Consider the following 24,249-nt stretch of genomic DNA (forward strand, 5'->3'; position numbering starts at 1 on the left):
CCAATGTCCTTAGAAACCACTTCTCCCGCGCGCTCCCATGGTCTGGTCTGCGGTGACATGTTGCCCGGAGCGGGCAACAGGATCACGGACGTTCCTGGCGTAAAGGTGGGACACCAGACCGTGATTGAGGGTAATCTCAGAACCGGGTTTACAGCAGTTCTGCCCCATTCCGGCAACATCTTCTTGGAAAAGATTCCCGCGGCTGCGGATGTGATCAATGGCTTTGGGAAAAGCGCCGGTCTCATGCAGATCGAGGAACTCGGCACCTTGGAAACGCCGATCCTGCTGACCAACACATTTGGCATTGGCACTGGCATCAACGCCTTGATCCGGCGGGAACTTGCCGAAAATCCGGAGATCGACAGATCCGGAGGAACTGTCAATCCGCTCGTCATGGAGTGCAACGACGGTTATCTGAGCGATATCAACGCAATTGCACTGACTGAAGCAGACGCGTTTTCCGCGCTTGCAGCCGCCTCAAGTGACTTTGAGCAGGGCAACGTCGGTGCCGGGACCGGCATGAGTGCATTCGGTTTCAAGGGGGGAATCGGAACGGCTTCGCGTGTTTTTGAACTCGACCGGGGACAATTCACGCTTGGAACGCTGGTACAGGCGAATTTCGGCAAGCCCGGTGATCTGACACTTCCCGATGGCCGCAAGCCGCATCCGAACAATACCGATCAAACAGAAGAACGGGGATCGGTGATCATCGTAGTCGCGACCGATGTGCCTTTGGAAAGCCGCCAGTTGAAGCGCGTTGCACGCAGAGCAGCCGCCGGTCTCGGGCGATTGGGGGCCTTTTACGGCAATGGCAGCGGGGATATTTCACTGGCCTTTACCACAGCGTACAGAGTGCCGCATTTCATCGAAGGCGACTTTGTCGCGCGCGAGATATTGCAGGAAGGCAGAATCGATGTCCTGTTCAAGGCGGTAGCCGAGACGACACAGGAAGCCGTGCTGAATGCCATGATTTCGGCACCGGCAATGCGTGGATACAAAGGGCGCAGCCGGCCCTCCTTGAGAGACTGGCTCAACGGGTTGGATTGAAAGTTCCTGGCTCAAACAAAAACCCCGGCCGAATGGCCGGGGTTTTCCGTTGTCTGAAGAGTGGTGGTTCTTAGACCGAGTAGTACATGTCGAACTCGACCGGATGCGGCGTCATTTCAAAACGCTCGACTTCTTCCATCTTCAATTCGATGTAGGCGTCGATCTGGTCGTCGTCGAAGACACCGCCGGCTTTCAGGAAGTCGCGGTCTGCATCAAGGCTTTCCATTGCTTCGCGGAGCGAGCCGCAAACCGTCGGGATCTCGGACAGTTCTTCAGCCGGGAGATCGTAGAGATTCTTGTCCATGGCATCGCCAGGGTGAATCTTGTTCTTGATGCCGTCAAGACCGGCCATCAGCAAGGCCGAGAAGCACAGATACGGGTTCGCGGTCGGATCCGGGAAGCGGACTTCAACACGCTTTGCCTTCGGAGAGGAGCTGAACGGAATGCGGCAGGACGCAGACCTGTTGCGCGAGGAGTAAGCCAAAAGAACTGGAGCCTCATAGCCCGGGACCAAACGCTTGTAGGAGTTGGTGGACGGGTTGGTGAAGGAGTTCAGGGCCTTGGCATGCTTCAGAATACCACCGATGAAATAAAGGCAGGTTTCGGAAAGGTCCGCGTACTGGTTGCCGGCGAATGTCGGCTCACCGTTGTTCCAGATGGAAAGGTGGCAGTGCATGCCGGTGCCGTTATCGCCAAAGACCGGCTTGGGCATGAAGGTCGAGGTCTTGCCGTAGGCGTGAGCCACCTGATGAACGACGTATTTGTAGACCTGCATGTTGTCGGCGCAGCGCGTCAGATGATCGAATTTCATGCCGAGTTCGTGCTGAGCTGCAGCCACTTCGTGGTGATGCTTTTCGGTCGGAACACCCATTTCGCTCATGACGGACAGCATTTCGGAGCGAATATCCTGAGCGCTGTCAACTGGTGGAACCGGGAAGTAACCGCCCTTGGTGCGCGGACGGTGGCCAAGATTGCCGGTTTCGTATTCGGAACCCATGTTGGAAGGCAATTCAGAGCTGTCCAGAATGAAGCCGGTGTTGTAGGGATCCGCATTGAAGCGAACATCGTCAAACATGAAGAATTCGGCTTCCGGGCCGACGAAGATCGTATCACCGAAACCGCCGGACTTCACATACGCTTCTGCCTTCTTGGCAGTCATGCGCGGGTCACGGTTGTAGCCTTCACCTGTGATCGGATCGACGATGTCGCAGAATATTGCCATGGTGGACTGCGCAAAAAATGGGTCCATATGTGCTGTTTCCGGATCGAGGATCAGCATCATGTCGGACTCGTTGATGGCCTTCCAGCCTGCAATCGAGGAGCCGTCGAAGGCAACGCCTTCCGCAAACATGTCTTCGTCAACAAGTGCAACATCCATGGTAACGTGCTGCATCTTGCCGCGCGGATCCGTGAAACGGAGGTCTACGAATTTCACGTCCTTTTCCTGAATTTCCTTAAGGACGTCAGCGGCAGTGGTCATTATGTCCATCCCTTGATTATCTTGTGAACGGTTGGGTTTTGGTCCGGGCCCTCAAGGAGGCGTTTCCCTGCTTGAGAAGCCGGAGTTGGGATTACCGGCGAATGCCGGAATTCTGAGGGTTAGATGGCGTCGATGCCGGACTCTCCGGTCCGGATGCGCACGGCCTCCTCGATGTTTGAAACGAAGATCTTGCCGTCGCCAATTCGGCCTGTCTGGGCGGCTGTACGGATCGCGTCAACCGCCTTTTCAACCATGTCGTCGCCCAGTACAATCTCGACTTTGACCTTGGGAAGGAAGTCAACGACATATTCAGCGCCGCGGTAAAGCTCCGTGTGGCCTTTCTGCCGGCCGAAGCCCTTGGCTTCGGTAACGGTGATACCCTGAAGGCCGACTTCCTGCAGAGCTTCCTTGACCTCATCCAGTTTGAAGGGCTTGATGATCGCTTCGATCTTTTTCATCACCTTGTTTCTCTCTCCACGTAACAGGCCGGACTTGTCGGCGGGCTCGTTTTAGTCCGGTGGGCCGGGACGAGCGTTCCCGCTCACCGGTGCGAACCGATAAGCCCCAGAAAGCACGATGCGTGCCAACCTTGCGTGGTTGATTTCGTTATTTCATGAGTCCGGGAATTCCGCCAAGAAAAGCGGCATTTTGAATCCAAAAAAGGATGCCACACGCAGGGACTTGACGAGATGCTGCTCAAAAATTATGCGAAACGACAAAAAAATAGGCAGAAAATCGATTAGCTTGTCATCAGTCGGATGAAATCCGTAAAATTCAGACCCTGACCGCCGTGTTCTTTTTTGTCTGGAGCAATAATACCAAATGACATTCGAAACCGGAAATTCCGAAGCGGCTCTCCTGACGCCAGAGGAAATGGGTCGTGCGGACAAGCTGACTATCGAGAGCGGCGTGCCGGGTATCGTCCTTATGGAAAGAGCCGGACAAGCTGTCGCGCGCGCCGTTGGAGAACGTGTTGCCACTGGCGACAAAGTGCTGTTTTTGTGCGGTCCCGGGAACAATGGCGGCGACGGGTTTATAGCGGCCAGGTGTCTTGCGGCCGCCGGATATGCCGTCAGGATCTTTGTTTTGAAGGACCCTGCCGAACTCAAGGGAGATGCGCTCGAGGCATTTGAACGACTCGGTCCGGTTGCAAGCAATCAATGTGGAAAAGCGATCGAAGGCGATGATATCGCAGACGACTTTATCTCAAGTCTCGGGTCGTCGGACCTTGTCATTGACGCGCTTTTCGGAGCCGGGCTCGACCGGCCGCTTGCCGGTACCGTTCTAAAGTTGGTGGAACTCGTCAACCAGTCCGGTGTTCCGGTACTGGCCGTCGATCTGCCGTCGGGCGTGAGCGGAGCCAGCGGACTGATCCTCGGTGGCGCGATCAAGTCGTGCGCGACGGTAACGTTCTTTCGGGCAAAGCCCGGACATCTTCTTTTGCCAGGAAGGGAACTGTGTGGTGAAACCAAGGTTGCCGATATCGGCATTCTTGCACAAACGCTTGAGGAGATCTCTCCCGACACTTTCCGCAACAGTCCGGAGCTCTGGTTGGGCTCCTGGCCACGTCCGGAGACGAGCGCGCACAAGTATTCCAGAGGACACGCGGTTGTTTTCGGTGGGCCGATGTCATCCACCGGGGCAGCGCGACTGTCTGCAGGGGCCGCGCTGAGGGCAGGGGCGGGGCTCGTGACCCTTGCTTCGCCACCGGATGCGATGATGGTGAATGCCTGCCATCTGACCGCTGTCATGTTGAGGAAGGTTTCAGATACCGGTTCCATCACCGGATTCCTCACGGACGAGCGATTGAATGCATTGCTGATCGGACCCGGTTTTGGCGTCGGGGCAACAACCCGCACGGTGGTCGAAGCGCTTTTGGCCGCGAACCGGGCAATCGTTCTCGACGCAGACGCGTTGACAAGTTTTTCCGAAGATCCGGACGCTTTGTTCGGGATGATACGGTCGTCCCCCGGACCGGTGCTGCTGACGCCGCACGAAGGCGAATTTTCCAAACTGTTTCCTGATATTGCCGGCGATAAACTTCAACGGGCCCGGCTTGCTGCCGAAAGGTCCGGTGCCATCCTGGTGTTGAAAGGTCCGGACAGCGTCATAGCAGCCCCTGATGGCCGTGCAGCTATCAATCGGAATGCGCCCCCCTGGCTGGCTACTGCCGGGTCTGGTGATGTCCTGGCGGGAATTGCCGTTGGTCTGCTGGCCCAGGGTGTTCCGGGCTTCGAGGCCGGCTGCCAGGCTGTTTGGCTTCACGGGGAGGCGGGGCTGGAATCCGGTCCGGGCCTTACCGCCGAGGATCTCGCGCCTGCACTCAAATCAGTGATCCGTGGAGTTGTGGACAAGAGCAGCGTTGGACACAGGTGAACGCATCTTTTTCCTTTGACGGGCAAATCTGCGGTGGTATAGAACCCCCGCTTTAGACGCAGGGCCAAGCGGCCTGACGCGACGCGGATGTGGTGAAATTGGCAGACACGCCAGATTTAGGTTCTGGTGCCGCGAGGCGTGAGGGTTCTTCTATACGCTAGAAGAATTCTTACTTTTAGGATGACGTTGAGAATTGGTTTTATGCGCGTGTGGCGAAATTGGTAGACGCACCAGATTTAGGTTCTGGCGGGGAGACCTGTGGGGGTTCGAGTCCCTCCACGCGCACCACTCTCTTTTTGGTTTGGTTAATTGATCTACTCTGTGGCGAAAGTCATCCAATTCTGAAATAAGTCCGATCTTTTATATGTGTGCGATGCCAAGGCGCTTCTGTCCGACAATCTCGGATCAAGTTTCAAGTACTATCGTGTCGGCCGGGAGGCCAATTCGTCCAGGATGGGCAACGATCCTAGCTTGATCGAGCCTTGTCAATAAGACACGGTGCAAGGCAATAAAATGGCGCCAATGAAACTTGCAAATGCTGTGGCGCCAATTGGCTAACTAGTTGCAGTTATGTCTGTTTCTGCATCCTTGAACGCATGCTTCATATGTCTTTCTGCATGCTTGCACTGTGCTGTCGTTTCCACCTCGGTTGCCAGTACAAGCCTTCCATCGTGTGTCGCAGCTAACGCCACAGGCATTGAATGCTGAGAGGTTGCACGTTGCTTGAGCAAGGACGCTAGTAGATTCCGAAGTAGCGGTAATTGCAGGCTTTGTGCTGTTTACATCGTGACTCAATCCATCGAGAGTTTGGGCCTGTGGCGACGCGATATAGAAGCACTGAATCGCAATTGTAAACAGAACGGTTTTAAGTTTACTCATGAACAGTCTCCTGTATTTATTATCGGATATTTTTGTAAGTTTAAATTTTTCTACATTTACCCAAATAAATTCAAAGTAGGTCGCATCATGGATTGATAAATTTTCGCGTGCATCACCCAAATGGGGGATGACCTTTGGTTCATATTGATTTGGAACGTTGCTTAAGTTTTCTACGGACAAGCGAGAAGGGCAGCTCATGAGGCTGTGTATGGCAGTTTTCTTTCTACAGTACAGACAATCAAGATCGGTGGGACAACCTGGTAAGCCAATCGTCATGCCTCGGCGATCCTCAACGCAGGCCGCATGGGAAAACGTGTCTGGTCGCCGATGAGTTTCTCTTCAAGATCATCAATAACATCGGCGACATCTCCGGCGTTTTTGTATGCCGGGAAATTCTTCTTGAAGATTTTCGTGTGTAAACCGACGTTGCGGGAGTCTTCGACCACTCCAAGTTGTTTGCTACATCCAAAATGCTCTATATGAAATAGTGGGGACTATTTTTTCGAACTTGTGATAGTCCACTGTGGCGATCATCCCTTTGCCTACTGGCGAGGGGTCGTTGAAGGTGATGGACATACCGTTTTTGGTTGGTTCTACCCCAGTCATCACAATCATATGTCCTGTGCCACCGTCATTGCTGAAGTAGTCTGAGATGCTGTTGATGAAGCTGTGGGCCATGGGGCCTTTCATCAGTTGCGCGTGAAGTGCGGGCAGGGTCCAGCACTGTTGTATCGAGTATTTTAGGTTGTGGGCTGCAGCGAACTTCTTGGTTTCCTCAACTATGTCACTTGACCCGCTGTGGTTTTGCAGTCCCCCATTTGGATTGATCAATTCGCGAGGTGTTGTTTCTACAATCTCTGTAATGGTTTTGCCCTTTAGCATCGCGATCGCGGCTGCCCAACATGTGGCTTTTGTTGGTTGCGGAATCAAAGGAACATTATGTTGGGCAACTTGTTTGAGTTTCATAAGAAGCACCTAAAAGAAATTACGAAAGTAAGTTTTGCAACATAAACTACAACCACAGCTTGGTAAATATGGATTACACCTTGAGATGAGGGGGCTCTCATGCAAAAGAGAGTGTATCTTTGAGCCTGCAAAGGGACAGTTTTGAAGTGCCTAATCAATAGATTGACAACGCATCTACGAGGGCAGGCAGTCTTTACAATTCCGAACCAATATTCTTTGATCAGTTGTCTAGGCTGGGCGATACCTAGATACGCGTCGAGAGGATATTCAAACGGTTGCTCACAAGTTTGATATCAAGCAAGGTTCGAGGGCAGTGCATTTGTCGACACAACGAACTCAGTGGAAAATACTTCGCGATCTATGCTGCTTGCCAGTTGGCGACAAAAGATAACGTGGCTTTTAAGGAGTCGTTGGTTCGAGATCACTCCGCGCCACAGCGTCGAAATTGATGCACAAAATGATGTACAAAATGGTGTACAGCTCTAAGTAAACTCTATTAACTTATTGAAAAATAAGCATTCAATTCTTCGCTCCAGTCCCTCCATCCGCACCATCAAATACTTTTGAAATATTGCCTGTCCAATCACTTGTGCCCGGTGCCGGCACTGTCGACACTCGAAATCGGCTGCCGTTGGTTCAGTTCATATCTGGTGAATTGGGTATCCGGTGACCTAGATCGTCCGGTTGTCCGTATTTGCGTTTGCGCGCGACCAGGTGCGCCGGGACCGAGAGCGCATATCCATTGCTTCGAATTCATTATGTTCATCAGCGTCTCCAAGCTCAACGGCACACATTGCGGCGAGGGTGCGGCAGGTCACTTGTTGCGTCTCAACGTGATGTCTATCACCATTCGGCCAGACGAATGGGCGTAAGGGTATGTGACCAGTTTCGATCGTTCAGCAGGATCGGCGCATTTTTCATGTCACTGTCTGGAGTTCATTATGAGTACTCTGCCGAAAATTCAGATTGACCGTTCTGTCGGGCATCGGGCGCAAAACAATATTGCGGACGTGCGCAAGGTGCAGATCCAGCTGAACCGGCTTCTGGATCCCGGCCGGACATCCCTGGTTGAAGACGGTTTTTATGGTCCGAATACCAAAGAAATGATCGGGGACTTCCAGAGCAAAGTTCTTGGATTTCAGTTTCCAGACCATCGCGTTGACCCCGGTGCAAAGACCATCAAGGCTTTGAATGATGAAGCTTCAAGGCAGAAGTGGAAAATTACTCCGGATACTCCAAAACCCGTCGAACCCGACAAACCGAAGCCGGTGAATCCTGTCAATCCGGAAGACTTGCCCAAAATCGTTGTCCATGGGCCGATTGACCAAAAGGGCGGTTTCGACAGCTATCCGGCACCTGTCCAGGTGCTGGGACCAACGCAGGTGACGTCGAATGTCGACAGGGACGGTGCCTGGATCATGGTTCCAAACGGTGGTGAAAGAACAATACGCCTTGGAATTTCACCTGATGCCCCGGTGGAGTTCGTCAGCAACGGCGTCGATGAGAACGGTGTCGTGAGATCATTCAAAAAACAGGAATTGATCAAGGTAACGTCGCATGGGCAGAACCTGACCATCAAGGGATTGAATCCCTGCAAGAACTGCAAGGTCGACATCGTCAGCAACGGGCGGCATCTGAGACTCTACGTTTCGGTAAAACCACAGCGAATCGTGCCTCTTTTCGTTTTTCATGTCGAACATGGACCGGGGATGAAATCCCGCGTGTCTGCAAGTGAACTCAGAACTGTGTTGAAGATTGCCAACTCCGAGATACTGCGGCCACAATGCAATGTAGAATTTGATCTGAAGGATCAGCGCGCGCTATCGCACAAGGATATCGGCAAACATCTCGGCACGATCGTTCGCGACGATACCTTCAACAGCAAGAAAGACGAGTGGAAGTATCTCAGACCATTCGTGAACAGCAGGAAATTCCCGCAACCCAACGGCGCTGAACCCACAACAACAGTCAATTTGTTCATCGTGCGAAACATGCGCAGTGTTCAGGAAGAGGGCAAGCGTCCCATCAAGGTGTGGGGTGCGATGGACAGCAGTTCAGGAATGTGCGTCATGCAGGATCGATCCATCGGACGATTTACCGGTGTGAACGGTCTGGCGCATACGCTCTGCCACGAACTTGGTCACCTGCTCATCGGGCAGATCTATGTACACGGCAACGACATCGTTCAACCCGAATCTCACAATCCCTACTCTGACGCACTGATGTATGCCGGCGGGAAGGGGAACAAGCTTTACCGAATCGAGATCGAGGCAATGAATCCGACGCGTCATCAGCCTCCGCCACTTGTGATCGGCTGAGGATGTCGTCGCCTTACCCGCGCGAATTGGAAACAGTATCGGGAATCTTGTCGATCCAGGCTTTTCATCCCACCATTCGAGTCCGGTCGTCAGATAACGACGACCCGTTTTCAGGCGGGTCCTGGAATAATGTCATTTCCGCTTTTGATGGTGTTCGAAACGGCCACAATCAGGCAGGGCGGTGGCCAAATTCCCCGCTCTCCCCTTGACACTTTGGGCCTCAGCCTTTATCGCGCTCCCATCGTGCGTCCCGGAGTCCGCTTCGGGGCGAGGTGCTGCTTTTTGAACGCTTCCGGCAAAAGGGGAGCGCGAGCGGCGCGGCACACGGGATTGAAAACAAAACCTCCAGGGCGAATTGGCGCTCAGGACCGAGGACGACAAAACCCATGCAGGTAACCGAAACCCTCTCCGAGGGCCTCAAGCGAGAGCTCAAAATCGATATTCCGGCCGGTGATCTTGCCACCAAGCTCGAAGACTACATGGCCGACCTGAAATCCAAGGCCAACATCAAGGGCTTCCGCCCGGGTAAAGTGCCGGTCGGACACTTGAAAAAAATGTACGGCCGTCAGGCGATGGCGGAGATCCTGTCGAACACCATCCAGGAAACGACCCAGAATGTTGTCGAGGAACGCTCCGAGCGCCCGGCTCTGACACCAGAAATCGATCTGCCGGAAGAAGATGCCGAGAAGATCATGGCTGGCGACGCCGACCTGTCCTTCAAGATGACCTACGACGTTCTGCCGGTCTTCGAAATCGTTGATTTCGCCGGGTTTGACATCGAGCGTCCGGTCGTTGAAATCGCCGACGAGGAAGTCGAAACCCAGGTCGCGGATATCGCCAAGAACAACACCCCTTTCGACACCAAGGATGGAGTGGCTGAAGACGGTGACCGGGTCACCATGTCCTATCTCGGAAAGATCGACGGCGAAGCGTTCGACGGCGGTGCGGATGAAAACGGTCAGCTCGTTCTGGGCTCCGGACAGTTCATTCCCGGTTTCGAGGAGCAGCTGACCGGCCTGAAGGCTGGCGATGAGAAAGTCGTTGAAGTCAATTTCCCCGAGGACTATCCGGCTGCGCATCTGGCCGGAAAGGCTGCTGCCTTCGACGTCGAGGTCAAGGAAGTTGCAGCTCCTGGCGAAGTCACGATCGACGACAAGTTCGCCGAAGGTCTCGGCCTTGAGTCGCTCGACAAGCTGAAGGAAATTGTCCGAGGCCAGATCGAGAGCCAGTTCGGTCAGATGACTCGTCAGCGCGTGAAGCGTCAGCTCCTGGACAAACTCGACGATCACTATTCCTTCGAGCTTCCCGAAAAGCTGCTTGAGTCGGAATTCGAAATCGTTTGGCGCCAGGTCGAAGAAGACATGAAGCGCAACGAAAAGACCTTTGAGGACGAAGACACCACGGAAGACGAGGCCAAGGCGGAATACCGCAAGATTGCCGAGCGCCGTGTCCGTCTCGGACTTGTTCTTTCGGAGATCGGCGAGAAGAACGACATCCAGGTGACCGACGAGGAACTGCAGCGCGCGCTTTATGACCGGGTCCGTCAGTTCCCGGGTCAGGAGCAGCAGGTGTTCGATTACTACAAGAACAACCAGCAGGCACTGGCGTCTCTCCGTGCACCGATCTACGAGGAAAAAGTCGTCGACTTCATGCTCGAGCTTGCCAACGTTACCGACAAGACGGTGACCAAGGAAGAGCTGGAGAAACTGGTTGCGGAAGACGAGGAAGACGCATAATCGTCTTGCCGGTAATCCCCAGGCGCGGTGATGGCCTTAACCTTGCCTTCATACCGCGTCTGCCATGAGTTTGCGTTAAGGGCGACATCCCATATATACGGGGTGTCGCTTTTTTCGAGTCAGACCCTTGATCGATGCGCTTTTAGGGTCTGTGTCCTGCCCGGTGTCCCCGGGCATCATCTCAAGCATATGGATGAGGTATGAAGGATCCTGTCGATATCTACATGAACACTCTCGTGCCAATGGTCGTCGAGCAGACGAATCGCGGCGAGAGGGCCTTCGATATCTACTCGCGCCTGTTGAAGGAGCGCATCATTTTCCTCACCGGTCCGGTTGAGGATCACGTGGCAACCCTGGTAAGTGCCCAGCTTCTCTACCTGGAAGCTGACAACCCGACCAAGGAAATCGCGATCTACATCAACTCTCCGGGTGGTCTCGTGACCTCCGGACTGGCGATTTACGATACGATGCAGTTCATCAGGCCCTCGGTCTCCACGCTCTGCATTGGCCAGGCAGCTTCGATGGGCTCCCTTCTTCTGGCGGCCGGTCAGAAGGATATGCGTTTCATTTTGCCAAATGCACGTGTCATGGTGCACCAGCCTTCCGGCGGATTCCGCGGTCAGGCAGCCGACATCATGCTTCATGCACAGGAAATTCTGGCCATGAAACGCAGGCTTAATGAAATCTACGTGAAGCACACGGGTCAGAGCCTCGATCAGGTTGAAGAGGCGCTGGAGCGTGACAACTTCATGACTGCCGAAAAGGCCAAGGAATTCGGCATTGTCGACAATGTCATAACCGATCGCACGTCGCTTGGCGGCGAAAGCGAGGCCTGATAGGAATTACCCGGTCTTAAGGAAGGTTTCAATTTCCGTCCAATAGACCGGAAATTCCCCAATTGATGCCGGGTTTTCATCTTCGCCTTAAACCTATATTGATTTTTAATGGTGAAGCATGATGACATTATATAATGAAGTAACGTTTCCGGGCGAAGCTTCATATCCGGATAAGCCATAATTTGGCCGTAACCGGAAACATAAGGGGGAAGGCCCCATAAACGCGAGGTTGAATACATGACCAAGGCCAGCGGCGGCGATTCCAAGAATACGCTCTACTGCTCCTTTTGCGGCAAGAGCCAGCACGAGGTTCGCAAGCTGATCGCCGGCCCGACTGTTTTCATTTGCGATGAATGTGTCGAGCTGTGCATGGATATCATCCGTGAGGAAAACAAATCCTCGCTGGTGAAGTCACGGGACGGTATCCCGACCCCTCAGGAAATTCGCGATGTTCTCGATGACTATGTTATCGGACAGGGCAGCGCAAAGAAGGTCCTGTCGGTCGCCGTTCACAACCACTACAAACGCCTCAACCACGCGTCCAAGAACAACGATGTGGAACTGGCTAAGTCCAACATACTTCTGGTGGGACCGACAGGGTGCGGCAAGACGCTTCTTGCGCAGACACTTGCCCGAATCCTGGACGTGCCCTTCACCATGGCTGATGCGACCACGCTGACAGAGGCCGGCTACGTTGGTGAAGATGTCGAGAACATCATCCTGAAACTGCTTCAGTCCGCCGACTACAATGTCGAGCGTGCGCAGCGAGGCATCGTCTATATTGACGAAGTGGACAAGATCAGCCGCAAGGCCGACAACCCGTCGATTACCCGTGACGTGTCGGGCGAAGGTGTTCAGCAGGCCCTGCTCAAGATCATGGAAGGAACGGTCGCTTCCGTGCCGCCACAAGGAGGTCGCAAGCACCCGCAGCAGGAATTCCTGCAGGTGGACACGACCAATATCCTTTTCATCTGCGGTGGGGCGTTTGCGGGTCTGGACAAGATTATCTCGGATCGGGGAACGCAAACCTCCATTGGTTTTCAGGCGCAGATCCATGCCCCTGAAGACCGTCGGATCGGTGAACTGTTTGCTGAACTTGAGCCTGAAGACCTTTTGAAATTCGGCCTTATTCCGGAATTCGTTGGCCGTCTGCCGGTAATTGCGACGCTCGAGGATCTCGATGAAGATGCCCTGGTGACGATCCTGACAGAGCCGAAAAATGCTCTGGTCAAGCAGTACCAGCGTCTGTTCGAAATGGAACAGGTCGAACTGGCCTTCCACGACGAGGCGCTCAAGGCGATTGCCCGCAAGGCAATCGAACGCAAGACCGGGGCTCGCGGACTGCGATCGATTCTGGAAGCGATCTTGCTCGATACCATGTACGAGTTGCCGGGTCTCAAGGGTGTAAAGGAAGTGGTGATATCGCCTGAGGTCGTCAAAGGCGAAGCCAGGCCTCTTTATATTTACGAGGACCGCGAAGAAACATCTGCGACCAGTGCCTGACCTCCGGTCTTGCACTTTTCGATATAAGTGAATAAATGCCGCTCTAAACGAGCGGCATTTTGTTTTTAGTATCTGTTTGTGAAACAGCACCGGTGTTTTCCACCGGCTGTGCGAGTCGTCAACAGACTAGACCTATTTGGGACACAGCCTTGCCTTGACACCGGCAGGTGAGGTGTCCACCTAATAGACCTTAAGGACGGCTCGTGCGAACCGTCAGCGCGCCCAGTCGGGGTGCTGTGGTTCGGCCTGTCGGGAGAGTTTCCGAAAGCCGTTTTCCAGTGTTCTGGTTGCTTTTTTACAATGGGGCCGGAACACGCTGAGAAAGGATAAAAAATGAGCGACGCAGAAATCCGCGCCACCGATCCGGACAGCACCGCTGTCTATCCCGTTCTGCCCCTGCGCGACATTGTCGTCTTTCCCCATATGATCGTTCCGCTCTTCGTTGGCCGCGAGAAATCGATCAAGGCGCTGGAAGAGGTGATGACGACCGACAAGCACATTCTTCTGGCAACGCAGATGAATGCGGCGGATGACGATCCCAATCCCGATCAAATCTACAATGTCGGCACGCTCGCTACCGTGCTTCAGCTGTTGAAGTTGCCGGACAACACCGTGAAGGTGTTGGTGGAAGGCGGCGCGCGCGCGCAGATCGGCGAGTATTCGGACAGGTCCGACTATTTCGAAGCCTCCGCAACGGTGCTGCCTGAGCGTGACGGCGAGAATATCGAGGTCGAAGCGCTGGCGCGCTCCGTCGTTTCCGAATTCGAGAACTACGTGAAACTGAACAAGAAGGTTTCGCCGGAAGTTCTCGGCGCAGTCAATCAGATTGACGACTATTCCAAGCTTGGAGACACGATCGCATCGCACCTGGCAATCAAGATCCCGGAAAAGCAGGAGATTCTTGGCGTCGTTTCCGTTGCTGAGCGGCTCGAGCGGGTTCTTGGCATGATGGAGAGTGAAATCTCCGTCCTGCAGGTTGAAAAGCGTATCCGGTCGCGCGTCAAGCGTCAGATGGAGAAGACCCAGCGCGAGTACTATCTGAACGAGCAGATGAAAGCCATTCAGAAAGAGCTCGGTGACAGCGAGGACGGGCGTGACGAAGTCGCCGAACTTGAAGAAAAGATCAAGAAAACCAAGCTGACCAAGGAAGCACGTGAGCGTGCAGCGGCCGAGATCAAAAAACTCAAACAGATGAGCCCGATGTCCGCGGAAGCGACCGTCGTTCGCAACTATCTGGACTGGTTGATCGGCATTCCATGGAACAAGAAGTCCAAGGTCAAGCACGACCTTGCGCTTGCCGAAAAGGTTCTCGACACGGATCACTACGGTCTCGACAAGGTCAAGGAGCGCATTGTCGAGTATCTAGCCGTTCAAAGCCGCGCCAACAAATTGCGCGGACCGATTCTTTGTCTTGTCGGGCCCCCGGGCGTTGGCAAGACATCTCTCGGCAAGTCCATTGCCAATGCGACCGGACGTGAATTTGTCCGCATGTCACTTGGTGGCGTCCGTGATGAAGCCGAGATCCGCGGTCACAGGCGCACCTATATCGGTTCGATGCCCGGCAAGGTCATCCAGTCGATGAAAAAGGCGAAGAAATCCAATCCGCTGTTCCTGCTCGACGAGATTGACAAGATGGGCATGGATTTCCGTGGCGATCCATCCTCGGCACTTCTCGAAGTGCTTGATCCTGAACAGAACTCTTCTTTCATGGATCATTATCTGGAGGTCGAATACGACCTTTCCGATGTCATGTTCGTCACAACGGCCAATACGCTGAATATCCCGGGTCCCCTGATGGACCGTATGGAGATCATCCGGATCGCCGGCTACACCGAAGAGGAAAAGGTGGAGATCTGCCGCCGTCACCTCATCCCGAAAGCGGAAAAGGATCACGGCCTGCGGGAAGGCGAGTTCAAGATTGAAGACGACGCACTCCAGTTTGTCGTTCGCCGTTATACTCGCGAAGCCGGTGTGCGTAACCTTGAACGCGAAATGGCGACCCTGGCCCGGAAGTCGGTCAAGGAAATCCTGATGAGCGACAAGGAAAGCATCACGGTAACCCCGGAGGTGGTCGAGGACTATCTGGGCGTGCCACGTTATCGCTACGGCGAAGTCGAGTTGGAAGACCAGGTCGGCGTGGTGACCGGGCTTGCGTGGACAGAGGTCGGCGGCGAATTGCTGACGATTGAAGGCGTGATGATGCCGGGCAAGGGCAAAATGACCGTGACCGGCAACTTGAAAGACGTGATGAAGGAGTCGATTTCAGCTGCCGCATCCTACGTCCGCTCGCGTGCGGTCGATTATGGGATCGAGCCGCCGAAATTCGACAAGACCGACATCCACGTGCACGTACCGGAAGGCGCAACACCAAAGGACGGTCCATCGGCCGGCATCGCAATGGCAACGGCGGTTATCTCGACCATGACCGGTATTCCCGTTCGCAGGGATGTGGCCATGACCGGTGAAATCACGCTACGGGGCCGCGTTCTGCCGATTGGCGGCCTGAAGGAAAAATTGCTGGCTGCGCTACGTGGTGGCATCAAGCTGGTGATGATTCCGGAAGACAACGCCAAGGACCTTGCCGAGATTCCTGACTCGGTCAAAAACTCGCTCGAGATCATCCCGGTTTCGGGTGTGGAAGAGGTGTTGAAAAACGCGCTTGTGCGTCAACCGGTGCCGATCGAGTGGGATGAAAATGCTGCTGAAGCTGCCGCAAAAGCAGCTGAGTCGGACAAAGACAAGACCGGTGTTTTGGCCCACTAAAGTCTAATTTGCACCGCACAAAAAGGCGAGCCCCGGAGATTCCGGGGCTTTTCTTTTGAATAATCGGTCGAAATGGCGGTTTTCTGCGAAAAAACCACTTGCGTTTCGTTTCAATTCGCCCGAATTTCGCGCAACGGCGCTGACAAGAATCGTCGGCACTCTGCCGTTTCTTAGAAAGGTATCTGCTATGAATAAGAACGATCTGATCGCAGCTGTTGCAGAAAAGACTGGCCTGACCAAGGCGCAGGCGGGCGAAGCAGTTGACGGGACTTTTGATGCAGTCACGGAAACGCTGAAAGGCGGCGACGAAGTCCGCATCATCGGCTTTGGCAACTTCACGGTTTCCGAACGTGCAGCGACTGAAGGCCGTAACCCGCGGACTGGCGAAACGATCCAGATCCCGGCTTCTAAGACGCCGAAGTTCAAGGCCGGCAAGGGCCTGAAAGACGCTGTTAACAGCTAAGCGTTCATAGACGACTCGTCTTTTTAAACCCCGCATCCGGATTGCCGGATGCGGGGTTTAATTTGTTCATCCGGAAGGGTTCTCGCAAGGCTGTAGATCCGTAACGAATGCCGAGTCCGACAATGCCGGCCTCATGTTTCACGTGAGCTTCATCCACATTCGAATACAAGCCACGCATTTTTTCGAATTTGTTCTTGCCAAGTTTCATCGGACGACCTAAAAGGCGTCTCACCTCGTTGAGGGCGATTAGCTCAGTTGGTAGAGCGCTTCGTTTACACCGAAGATGTCGGGAGTTCGAGTCTCTCATCGCCCACCATTTCCTCCGATTTTTCAATGCGATTCAAAGTACGCTGATACGATCAATTCGTATCTCGTTTGCTGGGCCACCAATTGCGGTTGTCTGATCTTGCGGCTGCGCAAACAGCGGCTGATCTTGCGAATCCGTATCGAGCTCCCTTTGATCCTGCCGGGTGTCGCCAGACCCTCTCGAGGCGAGGATTTGGGTGGTGACCATGTGCAAAACTTCCTTGAAAACAGTCAATCTGCACTGAGTGCGCTTTTTTCTTGTTTTTCTCGTTCCCTCAGTCTATACATTTCACTGGCTAAGTAAAAAATCCCTAAAAATTAAAAGCTTATCAAAAATGGCCTTTCTAATTTTGCTGAAAATACTCGGCGCGGTGATGTTGCTGCTTTATGCCGTTCGCATGGTCCGGACAGGTTTTGAAAGAGCATCAGGTCCGGCGTTGCGCCGTGCAATAAGCAAGGCTGCGTCCGGTCGCGTGACCGGTGTTTTCTCCGGAATGGCGGTTGCAGTCTTGCTTCAAAGCGCAACGGCAGTCGCGGTACTGGCGGCCGGCTTTGCGACGTCCGGCATCTTGACCACGGCCGCCGGCCTTGCGGTTCTTCTGGGGGCGGATCTCGGTTCGTCGCTCGTCGTTCAGTTTCTGGTCTTTGATCTCAGTTGGCTGGTACCGCTGTTGTTGGCGGTCGGAGCCTGGTTGTTTCTCAAGATTGAGTATCGCACTGCCAAACAAACCGGACGGATTCTTGTCGGGATCGCGCTGGTCCTGATTTCGCTGCAAATGATTGGAGACTCGACAGCGCCACTGAAAGAAGCGCGGTTCATGCCTCAAATCGCTGCGTATCTGGCATCCGACGCGCTCACCGCTCTTGCACTGGGCGCCGTGCTTGCCTTCCTGATGCATTCAAGCGTGGCGACCGTGCTCATGATCGCAGCATTCGCGCAGAAGGCCGGTCTTCCCCTTGAAGCTGCGATACCGCTGGTTCTCGGGGCAAATGCCGGTGCAGGAGCCGTTGCGATCTGGTTGACAAGAGGGATGGATCGAAAAGCAAGGCTTCTGCCGCTTGGAAATTTCATTTTCAGGTCGGCCGGGGCGGTTGCCGCGCTGTTGCTGGTGACCTCGGTTCATTTACCGCTTGAGGAAATCAGCAGTCTGCCGGCGCAACAGCTTGTTGCAGTACACATACTGTTCAATCTGGCGCTGGTATTGATCTGTACGCCTCTGACCGCTCCGATGGCCTGGTTGGTCGAACGCATCTTGCCCGAGGACGTGTCAACGGGTGAAGGTGAGCCCAATGCGCCCAAGAGTGCCCTGGATCAAAGGGTCGTGCACGTGCCTCGACTGGCGCTTGCAAGCGCAACGCGTGAGTTGCTTCGCATGGGTGAGCAGGTTGAAGCCATGGCACAGCCTGTGATGATGATGCTGGACAACGGCAGCGTACCGGAAATTCGCAGACTGCAGCAGATGGATGGCAGCATCAACGTGATCCATTCGGACATCAAACTCTATATTGCGGAGTTGAACCGCGGAGAACTCACCTCCGAAGAGGCCGAGCAAAGTCTTGAACTTGCAAGCTTTGCGATCAACCTGGAACGTGCAGGCGATCTCGTTTCGAAAAACCTGCTGGAAAGGGCCCTGGGGCTTCTCGAAAACGGTGTCAGCTTTTCAGAGGAAGGCCGGCGGGAGCTGGAAAGAATGCACGATCGGGTTCTGGCAAACATGCAGCTGGCGCTTAATGTACTTGTGTCGAGTGATGTGGCTTCCGCGCGCGAATTGATAGCGGAAAAAGACATGATGCGTCTGTTGGAAAAGGAATGTCATGATCGACATCTGGACCGGCTCAAGTCCCGTCTGCCTGAGAGCATTGAATCGAGCAATGCGCATATGGAAGTTGTCAGAAGCCTGAAGGAGATCAATTCTCTTTTTGCGACGGTCGCTGTCCCTATCCTGGCAAGGGAAGGGCAGCTCAGAGACAGCCGACTGGTTCCGGCCGAATAGATATCTTACTGAAAGTAAACATCAAAACGGGTAAAGCCTCTGTTTGTTCGTCATCGTTCGAATTGAGCCGGGTAACGAAATCAACCGGGATGCATGTCTGAAAACTCGGCTACCGGGGGCAGGTTTTCCACATTGAAAAATCGTCTTATCCGGAGTGGAAAAAGCTGGTTGTCCGCGGCTTTGTCAAAAATCGGCAATTTGGATGCGACAGGGCGCTTGACTTCCCCATCCAGCCGCCGTACATCAGCGCCACTTCAGGGCGACGTCTCGTCGCTGAACGAAGCGGGTGTAGCTCAGTTGGTTAGAGTGCCGGCCTGTCACGCCGGAGGTCGCGGGTTCGAGCCCCGTCACTCGCGCCACTTCCCAACCAAGGTCAAATCGGCCGGATCGGGATGGCGCAAACTACCGTGAATGTGCGGGTGTAGCTCAGTTGGTTAGAGTGCCGGCCTGTCACGCCGGAGGTCGCGGGTTCGAGCCCCGTCACTCGCGCCACTCACGGTACCTGGATCTTTCCCAATGCCTCGTTGAACGGCAGTCCCCAGTGAACGACTGGCATGTGGTTCTGGCTGTGTTTTCCCGTTTTCGTATCCCGACATTTACCGTTCAAAACGCCTGTAAACGAGTGACAGGTGCAATGTGTTCAATTTATTGTATTTTTGCAGGTTCGGGCGACTCAATCCACTTTCCGGCTTTAGAGTGGTAATCATGGATGGGTGCGGCATAATTGCGCTCGACTTGTGAAGAGAATTTACATTGGTGCAAACTGGCTGGAACCGGGGAGTTGAAGAGGGTCTTCTGGAATTTGGTTTGAGTGTGGCAAGAGTTTGACCGTATGGGGGTCTTGCGTTGCACCATATCGTAAGTTAAGCGTGCGCTCGCATGTTGGTTCAATTGGCCGACGGGCTCTGCACGATCTGCCTGCTGGGAGGGGTGATGCGCGGGAGCCCAGGCTCCGGATCGCCTCCCGGTCCGCCTCCAAATGCAAGGACGCGAAAGACATGGAAGAATTGCTGCGGGAATACATCCCGATTGTCGTGTTCGTCGGCATTGCGCTGGTGATCGGCCTTGCGCTGCTGATTTCTCCGTTTTTGCTGGCCTACAGGAATCCGGATCCCGAAAAACTCTCTGCCTACGAATGCGGTTTCAACGCTTTCGACGATGCGCGCATGAAATTTGACGTGCGTTTTTACCTGGTGTCGATCCTGTTCATCATCTTTGATCTCGAAGTTGCGTTCCTGTTTCCCTGGTCGGCCGTGTTCGGTGAACTCGGATGGTACGGGTTCTGGTCGATGATGATTTTTCTCGGCGTCCTGACGGTCGGATTCATCTATGAGTGGAAAAAGGGAGCGCTGGAATGGGACTGACCACGACAGAACCGCTCGTTGCACAGCAACCGAAGGGCATCATTGATCCGAACACCGGCAAACCTGTTGGTGAAGACGACGCCTTTTTCCTGGAAGTGAACAATGAGTTGGCGGACAAGGGCTTTCTCGTAACGTCGACCGACAATCTCATTCAATGGGCGCGCACGGGATCCCTGATGTGGATGACTTTCGGGCTTGCCTGCTGCGCCGTTGAAATGATGCAGATGTCGATGCCGCGCTACGACGCTGAACGCTTCGGTTTCGCCCCGCGCGCATCCCCCAGGCAATCCGACGTGATGATCGTTGCCGGCACGTTGACCAACAAGATGGCGCCGGCTCTGCGCAAGGTCTACGATCAGATGCCCGAGCCGCGTTACGTCATCTCGATGGGTTCTTGCGCCAATGGCGGCGGGTATTATCACTATTCCTATTCTGTGGTGCGTGGCTGCGACCGGGTTGTGCCCGTCGACATTTACGTGCCCGGTTGTCCTCCGACGGCTGAAGCGCTTCTTTATGGTGTTCTCCTTCTTCAAAAGAAGATCCGTCGCACGGGAACGATCGAACGGTAAGAGATCTTTCGCCAATGATTTGGTGTCGGATTTTTTGTAATAAGACAGGCGCTCCGCGTCTCTTGAAAATGGCTCCTGGGGAGTGAGGTCGAACACGATGGACGAGACGCTGAAGGAACTCGCTGAGCATATCGAGCTTGGCCTGGGTGAGTCTCTTGTGTCCTACAAGGTCGAATATGGTGAGCTGACGCTTTCCGTGAACGCGACCGACATTCTCGATGTGGTCCGTTTTCTTCGTGACAACAGTTCATGCAAGTTCGTCAATCTGACTGATATTTGCGGGGTCGACTATCCGGCACGCGAAAAGCGTTTCGATGTCGTTTATCACTTCTTGTCCCCGGTCCAGAATCAGCGGGTCCGAGTGAAGCTTGAAACCGACGAAGACACAGCTGTGGCTTCGCTCACGCCCTTGTTTCCCGGCGCGGAATGGTTTGAACGCGAAGCCTATGACATGTACGGCATTCTGTTCACCGGCCACCCGGATCTCCGCCGGATACTGACCGACTACGGCTTTGACGGTCACCCGCTACGGAAGGATTTCCCCGTTACCGGATTTGTCGAAGTCCGCTACGACGACGAAAAGAAGCGTGTTGTCTACGAGCCGGTGCGGCTGAACCAGGAAATGCGCTCATTTGATTTTCTTTCGCCATGGGAGGGCACTGACTACGTGCTGCCAGGCGACGAAAAAGCAACGACGAATTGAGGCGGGCAGGGATGAGCGAGCAGCTAACTGGCGGTTGTCTTTGCGGGGAAGTCAAGTTTACCGCTGTTCCCACCGATGGCGAAATGGGTGTCTGCCACTGCGAAATGTGCAGACGCTGGACTGGCGGCACTTACATGGCAGTTTCCTGTGGCACGAGTGTCTCGTTTCAGGATGAAGCAGCGCTCGGCGTCTACAGGTCATCGGACTATGGGGAGCGCGTGTTTTGCAAGACTTGTGGCTCCACAATCGCCTGGCGCCTGCGGGACGGCTCCCACACTTCGATGTCGGCGCAGGCGTTCGACGATCCTTCGATCTTCAAATTCACATCTGAAATCTTCGTGGATGAGCAACCGGAAAATTACGCGTTTGCGAATGAAACCCGCAAAATGACCGGTCCGGAAGTCTTCGCGTACTACGTCCAAAAGCAGGACCCTCAAAATGGCTGAGGCTCAGGTCAGAAACTTCAACATCAACTTCGGACCGCAGCATCCGGCGGCACACGGGGTTCTTCGCCTGGTGCTGGAGCTGGATGGCGAGGTGGTAACCCGCGTCGACCCGCATATAGGTCTCCTGCATCGGGGAACCGAGAAACTCATCGAGCAGAAGACGTATCTGCAGGCAATTCCTTACTTCGATCGCCTCGACTACGTGGCGCCGATGAACCAGGAACATGCATTTGCGATGGCTGTCGAGCGGCTGATTGGGATCGAGGTGCCGAAGCGGGGCCAGCTGATCAGGGTTCTGTATTCTGAAATCGGTCGCATCCTGTCGCACCTCTTGAACGTGACGACACAGGCGATGGATGTCGGTGCCCTGACGCCGCCGCTTTGGGGGTTCGAGCCTCGCGAAGAACTGATGGTGTTCTACGAGCGTGCCTGTGGCGCACGCATGCATTCCGCCTATGTACGTCCAGGCGGGGTTCATCAGGACCTGCCGCGCGATCTTCTCGACGATATCTGGGATTTTTGCGACCCGTTTCTGCAGACACTGGATGATATTGAAGGACTGCTGACCGACAACAGGATCTTCAAGCAGCGCAATGTCGATATCGGTGTCGTCGATCTGGACGATGCCTGGGCATGGGGCTTTTCCGGTGTCATGGTGCGCGGGTCAGGAGCGGCCTGGGATTTGCGCAAGTCGCAACCCTATGAGTGTTATCCCGAACTCGAATTCGACATTCCGATCGGCAAGAACGGTGATTGCTACGATCGCTATCTCATTCGCATGGAAGAAATGCGCCAGTCGGTTCGGATCATGAAACAATGCCTCGAGAAACTGACTGTGGAAACAGGACCTGTTTCTTCGGTAGACGGCAAGATCGTTCCACCGAAGCGCGGTGAAATGAAGCGGTCGATGGAAGCGCTAATTCACCACTTCAAGCTCTACACCGAGGGGTATCATGTCCCGGCCGGGGAGGTGTATGCCGCCGTTGAAGCGCCAAAGGGGGAATTTGGCGTCTATCTTGTTTCGGACGGTACCAACAAGCCGTACAGGTGCAAGATCAAGGCACCCGGATACGCACATCTGCAGGCGATGGACTTCCTTTGCCGCGGCCATATGCTCGCTGACGTCTCGGCGGTGCTTGGTTCAATGGATATCGTGTTCGGTGAGGTCGACCGCTGATGCCGGCGACCAACTACTCTAATTCGACCCTGGCAGCCGCCGAGCCGGCTCCGGTCACTGTGACAGAACGGGGATAACACCATGGCGGTTCGCCGACTTGCCGCGGAACAACCAGAAAGCTTCGAGTTCACCGAGAAGAACCTCGCATGGGCAAACAAGCTGATCGATCGTTATCCGGCGGGCCGTCAGGCTTCCGCGGTCATTCCGCTGTTGTGGCGCGCACAGGAGCAGAATGATGGTTGGGTCAGCGAGCCTTCGATCCGGTACATCGCCGAACTACTCGACATGCCGAACATTCGTGTCCTGGAAGTGGCGACATTCTACACGATGTTCCAGCTGCAGCCTGTCGGCAAGAAAGCGCATATTCAGGTTTGCGGAACGACGCCGTGCCAGCTGCGAGGATCAGAAGATCTGATCAAGATCTGCAAGTCCCGCATTGCGAATCACATGCACGAAATCTCCGAGGATGGCATGTTCTCCTGGGAAGAAGTCGAGTGCCTGGGAGCCTGCGTCAATGCGCCGATGGTGCAGATCTACAAGGATACATACGAAGACCTGACCCCGGAGAGCTTTGAAAGCCTGCTTGACGACATTGAAGCCGGTAACGAGGTAACACCGGGACCACAGAATGGCCGCCGGTTTGCAATGGCCGAGGGTGGCCTGACAAGCCTGAACGAACTTGACGATGACACCAAGGGTGTTCTGCCGCTGCCGCATGTCGTTGACGGCGCGGAAAAGGCGTCGCACGAGTTTGCAGGTGCCGCCATCAACACGGGTGGCAATGACTATGACGGTGTGCCGACGCCGGCTGAAGATGCCGTCGCGAAAGTGAGAGCGGAGTTCGCTGCGAAAGCGGAGAAAAAGGCTGAAAATCCGGCTCCGGCTGCAGCCGAGAAGAAAGCCGAGGCTCCTGCACCAAAGACAGAACAACCAAAGACGTCACCTGCGAAGAAAAAGGGCACCGCTGCTGCAAAACCGAAAGAAGTTGCAGCCGAAACGCCCGCAGTTGAAGAACAAGCGCCCGAGACACTGGATGGGCCTCGTGGTGGTAAGGCGGACGATCTGAAGAAACTGAAGGGTGTCGGACCGAAACTAGAGGCGACTCTTCACGAACTCGGGTTTTATCACTTCGATCAGGTTGCCAACTGGGGGCCGGCCGAAGTCGCCTGGGTGGATAGCAGATTGAAGTTCAAGGGCCGTATCGAGCGTGATGGCTGGATCGAGCAAGCCAAAACTCTTGCTGCCGGTGAAGACACTGAATTTTCCAAGCGCGTGGAAGCCGGTGAAGTGGCCTCCTCGAAGAGCGAAGAATAGGGGGAAGAG

The 24,249-nt window shown here is 54.5% G+C and carries 19 protein-coding genes and 4 tRNA genes; 19 read left to right on the forward strand and 4 right to left on the reverse strand.

Annotated elements, in window-relative coordinates; genetic code table 11:
• The first annotated feature begins 3 nt into the window (after positions 1-3).
• A complete protein-coding gene (locus LA5095_RS28155) occupies positions 4-1,047 on the forward strand; it encodes a DmpA family aminopeptidase (RefSeq protein WP_055121150.1) in 1,044 nt (347 codons plus the stop codon).
• A 70-nt stretch (positions 1,048-1,117) separates the two neighbouring features.
• On the opposite strand, the gene glnA is transcribed toward LA5095_RS28155, so the two are convergent.
• Together glnA and LA5095_RS28165 are read right to left on the reverse strand one after the other, a co-directional pair.
• Complete coding sequence (glnA, locus tag LA5095_RS28160) at positions 1,118-2,527, reverse strand: type I glutamate--ammonia ligase (protein WP_055121213.1); 1,410 nt, start codon at positions 2,525-2,527, stop codon at positions 1,118-1,120.
• A 119-nt stretch (positions 2,528-2,646) separates the two neighbouring features.
• On the reverse strand, positions 2,647-2,985 hold the full coding sequence (locus LA5095_RS28165) for a P-II family nitrogen regulator (RefSeq protein WP_029061908.1): 339 nt from the start codon (positions 2,983-2,985) through the stop codon (positions 2,647-2,649).
• A 364-nt stretch (positions 2,986-3,349) separates the two neighbouring features.
• Here LA5095_RS28165 and LA5095_RS28170 point away from each other — a divergent pair, with 364 nt between their 5' ends.
• Positions 3,350-4,903 (forward strand): bifunctional ADP-dependent NAD(P)H-hydrate dehydratase/NAD(P)H-hydrate epimerase, encoded by a 1,554-nt coding sequence (locus LA5095_RS28170; RefSeq protein ID WP_055121151.1) that lies wholly within the window; start codon positions 3,350-3,352, stop codon positions 4,901-4,903.
• A gap of 203 nt (positions 4,904-5,106) precedes the next feature.
• A tRNA-Leu gene (locus LA5095_RS28175) sits at positions 5,107-5,191 on the forward strand.
• Positions 5,192-6,241: 1,050 nt separating this feature from the next.
• On the opposite strand, the gene LA5095_RS28180 is transcribed toward LA5095_RS28175, so the two are convergent.
• Positions 6,242-6,748: a papain-like cysteine protease family protein gene (locus LA5095_RS28180; RefSeq protein ID WP_055121152.1), complete on the reverse strand. Its 507-nt coding sequence runs from the start codon at positions 6,746-6,748 to the stop codon at positions 6,242-6,244.
• A 941-nt stretch (positions 6,749-7,689) separates the two neighbouring features.
• Between LA5095_RS28180 and LA5095_RS28185 the strand changes: the two genes are divergently transcribed.
• From LA5095_RS28185 to LA5095_RS28210, 6 genes are all read left to right on the forward strand, one after another.
• A complete protein-coding gene (locus tag LA5095_RS28185) occupies positions 7,690-9,066 on the forward strand; it encodes a hypothetical protein (protein ID WP_055121153.1) in 1,377 nt (458 codons plus the stop codon).
• Between the two features lie 386 nt (positions 9,067-9,452).
• A complete protein-coding gene (tig, locus tag LA5095_RS28190) occupies positions 9,453-10,802 on the forward strand; it encodes a trigger factor (RefSeq protein ID WP_055121154.1) in 1,350 nt (449 codons plus the stop codon).
• A 200-nt stretch (positions 10,803-11,002) separates the two neighbouring features.
• Entirely contained in the window at positions 11,003-11,638 is a 636-nt protein-coding gene (locus LA5095_RS28195) for an ATP-dependent Clp protease proteolytic subunit (protein ID WP_029063389.1), read from the forward strand.
• Between the two features lie 237 nt (positions 11,639-11,875).
• Positions 11,876-13,141 carry an ATP-dependent Clp protease ATP-binding subunit ClpX gene (gene clpX / locus LA5095_RS28200; RefSeq protein WP_055121155.1) on the forward strand — a complete coding sequence of 422 codons (1,266 nt, stop codon included), beginning with the start codon at positions 11,876-11,878 and terminating at the stop codon, positions 13,139-13,141.
• A gap of 333 nt (positions 13,142-13,474) precedes the next feature.
• Entirely contained in the window at positions 13,475-15,904 is a 2,430-nt protein-coding gene (gene lon / locus LA5095_RS28205) for an endopeptidase La (RefSeq protein WP_055121156.1), read from the forward strand.
• A 187-nt stretch (positions 15,905-16,091) separates the two neighbouring features.
• Positions 16,092-16,367 carry an HU family DNA-binding protein gene (locus LA5095_RS28210; RefSeq protein ID WP_029063392.1) on the forward strand — a complete coding sequence of 92 codons (276 nt, stop codon included), beginning with the start codon at positions 16,092-16,094 and terminating at the stop codon, positions 16,365-16,367.
• Positions 16,368-16,371: 4 nt separating this feature from the next.
• On the opposite strand, the gene LA5095_RS28215 is transcribed toward LA5095_RS28210, so the two are convergent.
• Positions 16,372-16,575: a hypothetical protein gene (locus LA5095_RS28215; RefSeq protein ID WP_055121157.1), complete on the reverse strand. Its 204-nt coding sequence runs from the start codon at positions 16,573-16,575 to the stop codon at positions 16,372-16,374.
• 32 nt (positions 16,576-16,607) lie between these two features.
• Here LA5095_RS28215 and LA5095_RS28220 point away from each other — a divergent pair.
• From LA5095_RS28220 to LA5095_RS28265, 10 genes are all read left to right on the forward strand, one after another.
• Positions 16,608-16,683: transfer RNA gene (locus LA5095_RS28220), tRNA-Val, on the forward strand.
• Positions 16,684-17,008: 325 nt separating this feature from the next.
• Entirely contained in the window at positions 17,009-18,667 is a 1,659-nt protein-coding gene (locus tag LA5095_RS28225; RefSeq protein ID WP_055121158.1) for a Na/Pi cotransporter family protein, read from the forward strand.
• Positions 18,668-18,949: 282 nt separating this feature from the next.
• A tRNA-Asp gene (locus LA5095_RS28230) sits at positions 18,950-19,026 on the forward strand.
• A 56-nt stretch (positions 19,027-19,082) separates the two neighbouring features.
• Positions 19,083-19,159: transfer RNA gene (locus LA5095_RS28235), tRNA-Asp, on the forward strand.
• A gap of 506 nt (positions 19,160-19,665) precedes the next feature.
• A complete protein-coding gene (locus LA5095_RS28240; protein ID WP_055121159.1) occupies positions 19,666-20,031 on the forward strand; it encodes an NADH-quinone oxidoreductase subunit A in 366 nt (121 codons plus the stop codon).
• Positions 20,022-20,600: a NuoB/complex I 20 kDa subunit family protein gene (locus tag LA5095_RS28245; RefSeq protein WP_055121160.1), complete on the forward strand. Its 579-nt coding sequence runs from the start codon at positions 20,022-20,024 to the stop codon at positions 20,598-20,600. Before LA5095_RS28240 ends, LA5095_RS28245 begins: the two co-directional genes overlap by 10 nt.
• Before the next feature lie 97 nt (positions 20,601-20,697).
• On the forward strand, positions 20,698-21,303 hold the full coding sequence (locus tag LA5095_RS28250) for an NADH-quinone oxidoreductase subunit C (protein WP_055121161.1): 606 nt from the start codon (positions 20,698-20,700) through the stop codon (positions 21,301-21,303).
• A gap of 11 nt (positions 21,304-21,314) precedes the next feature.
• Positions 21,315-21,749, forward strand: coding sequence for a GFA family protein (locus LA5095_RS28255; protein ID WP_055121162.1), 435 nt, complete (start codon positions 21,315-21,317; stop codon positions 21,747-21,749).
• Positions 21,742-22,926: an NADH-quinone oxidoreductase subunit D gene (locus tag LA5095_RS28260; RefSeq protein WP_029063399.1), complete on the forward strand. Its 1,185-nt coding sequence runs from the start codon at positions 21,742-21,744 to the stop codon at positions 22,924-22,926. The genes LA5095_RS28255 and LA5095_RS28260 overlap by 8 nt, the downstream gene beginning before the upstream one ends.
• Positions 22,927-23,007: 81 nt before the next feature.
• Positions 23,008-24,240 carry an NADH-quinone oxidoreductase subunit E gene (locus LA5095_RS28265; RefSeq protein ID WP_055121163.1) on the forward strand — a complete coding sequence of 411 codons (1,233 nt, stop codon included), beginning with the start codon at positions 23,008-23,010 and terminating at the stop codon, positions 24,238-24,240.
• Positions 24,241-24,249: the final 9 nt, after the last annotated feature.

Source organism: Roseibium album (genome assembly GCF_001404515.1).
Taxonomy (GTDB): domain Bacteria; phylum Pseudomonadota; class Alphaproteobacteria; order Rhizobiales; family Stappiaceae; genus Roseibium; species Roseibium album.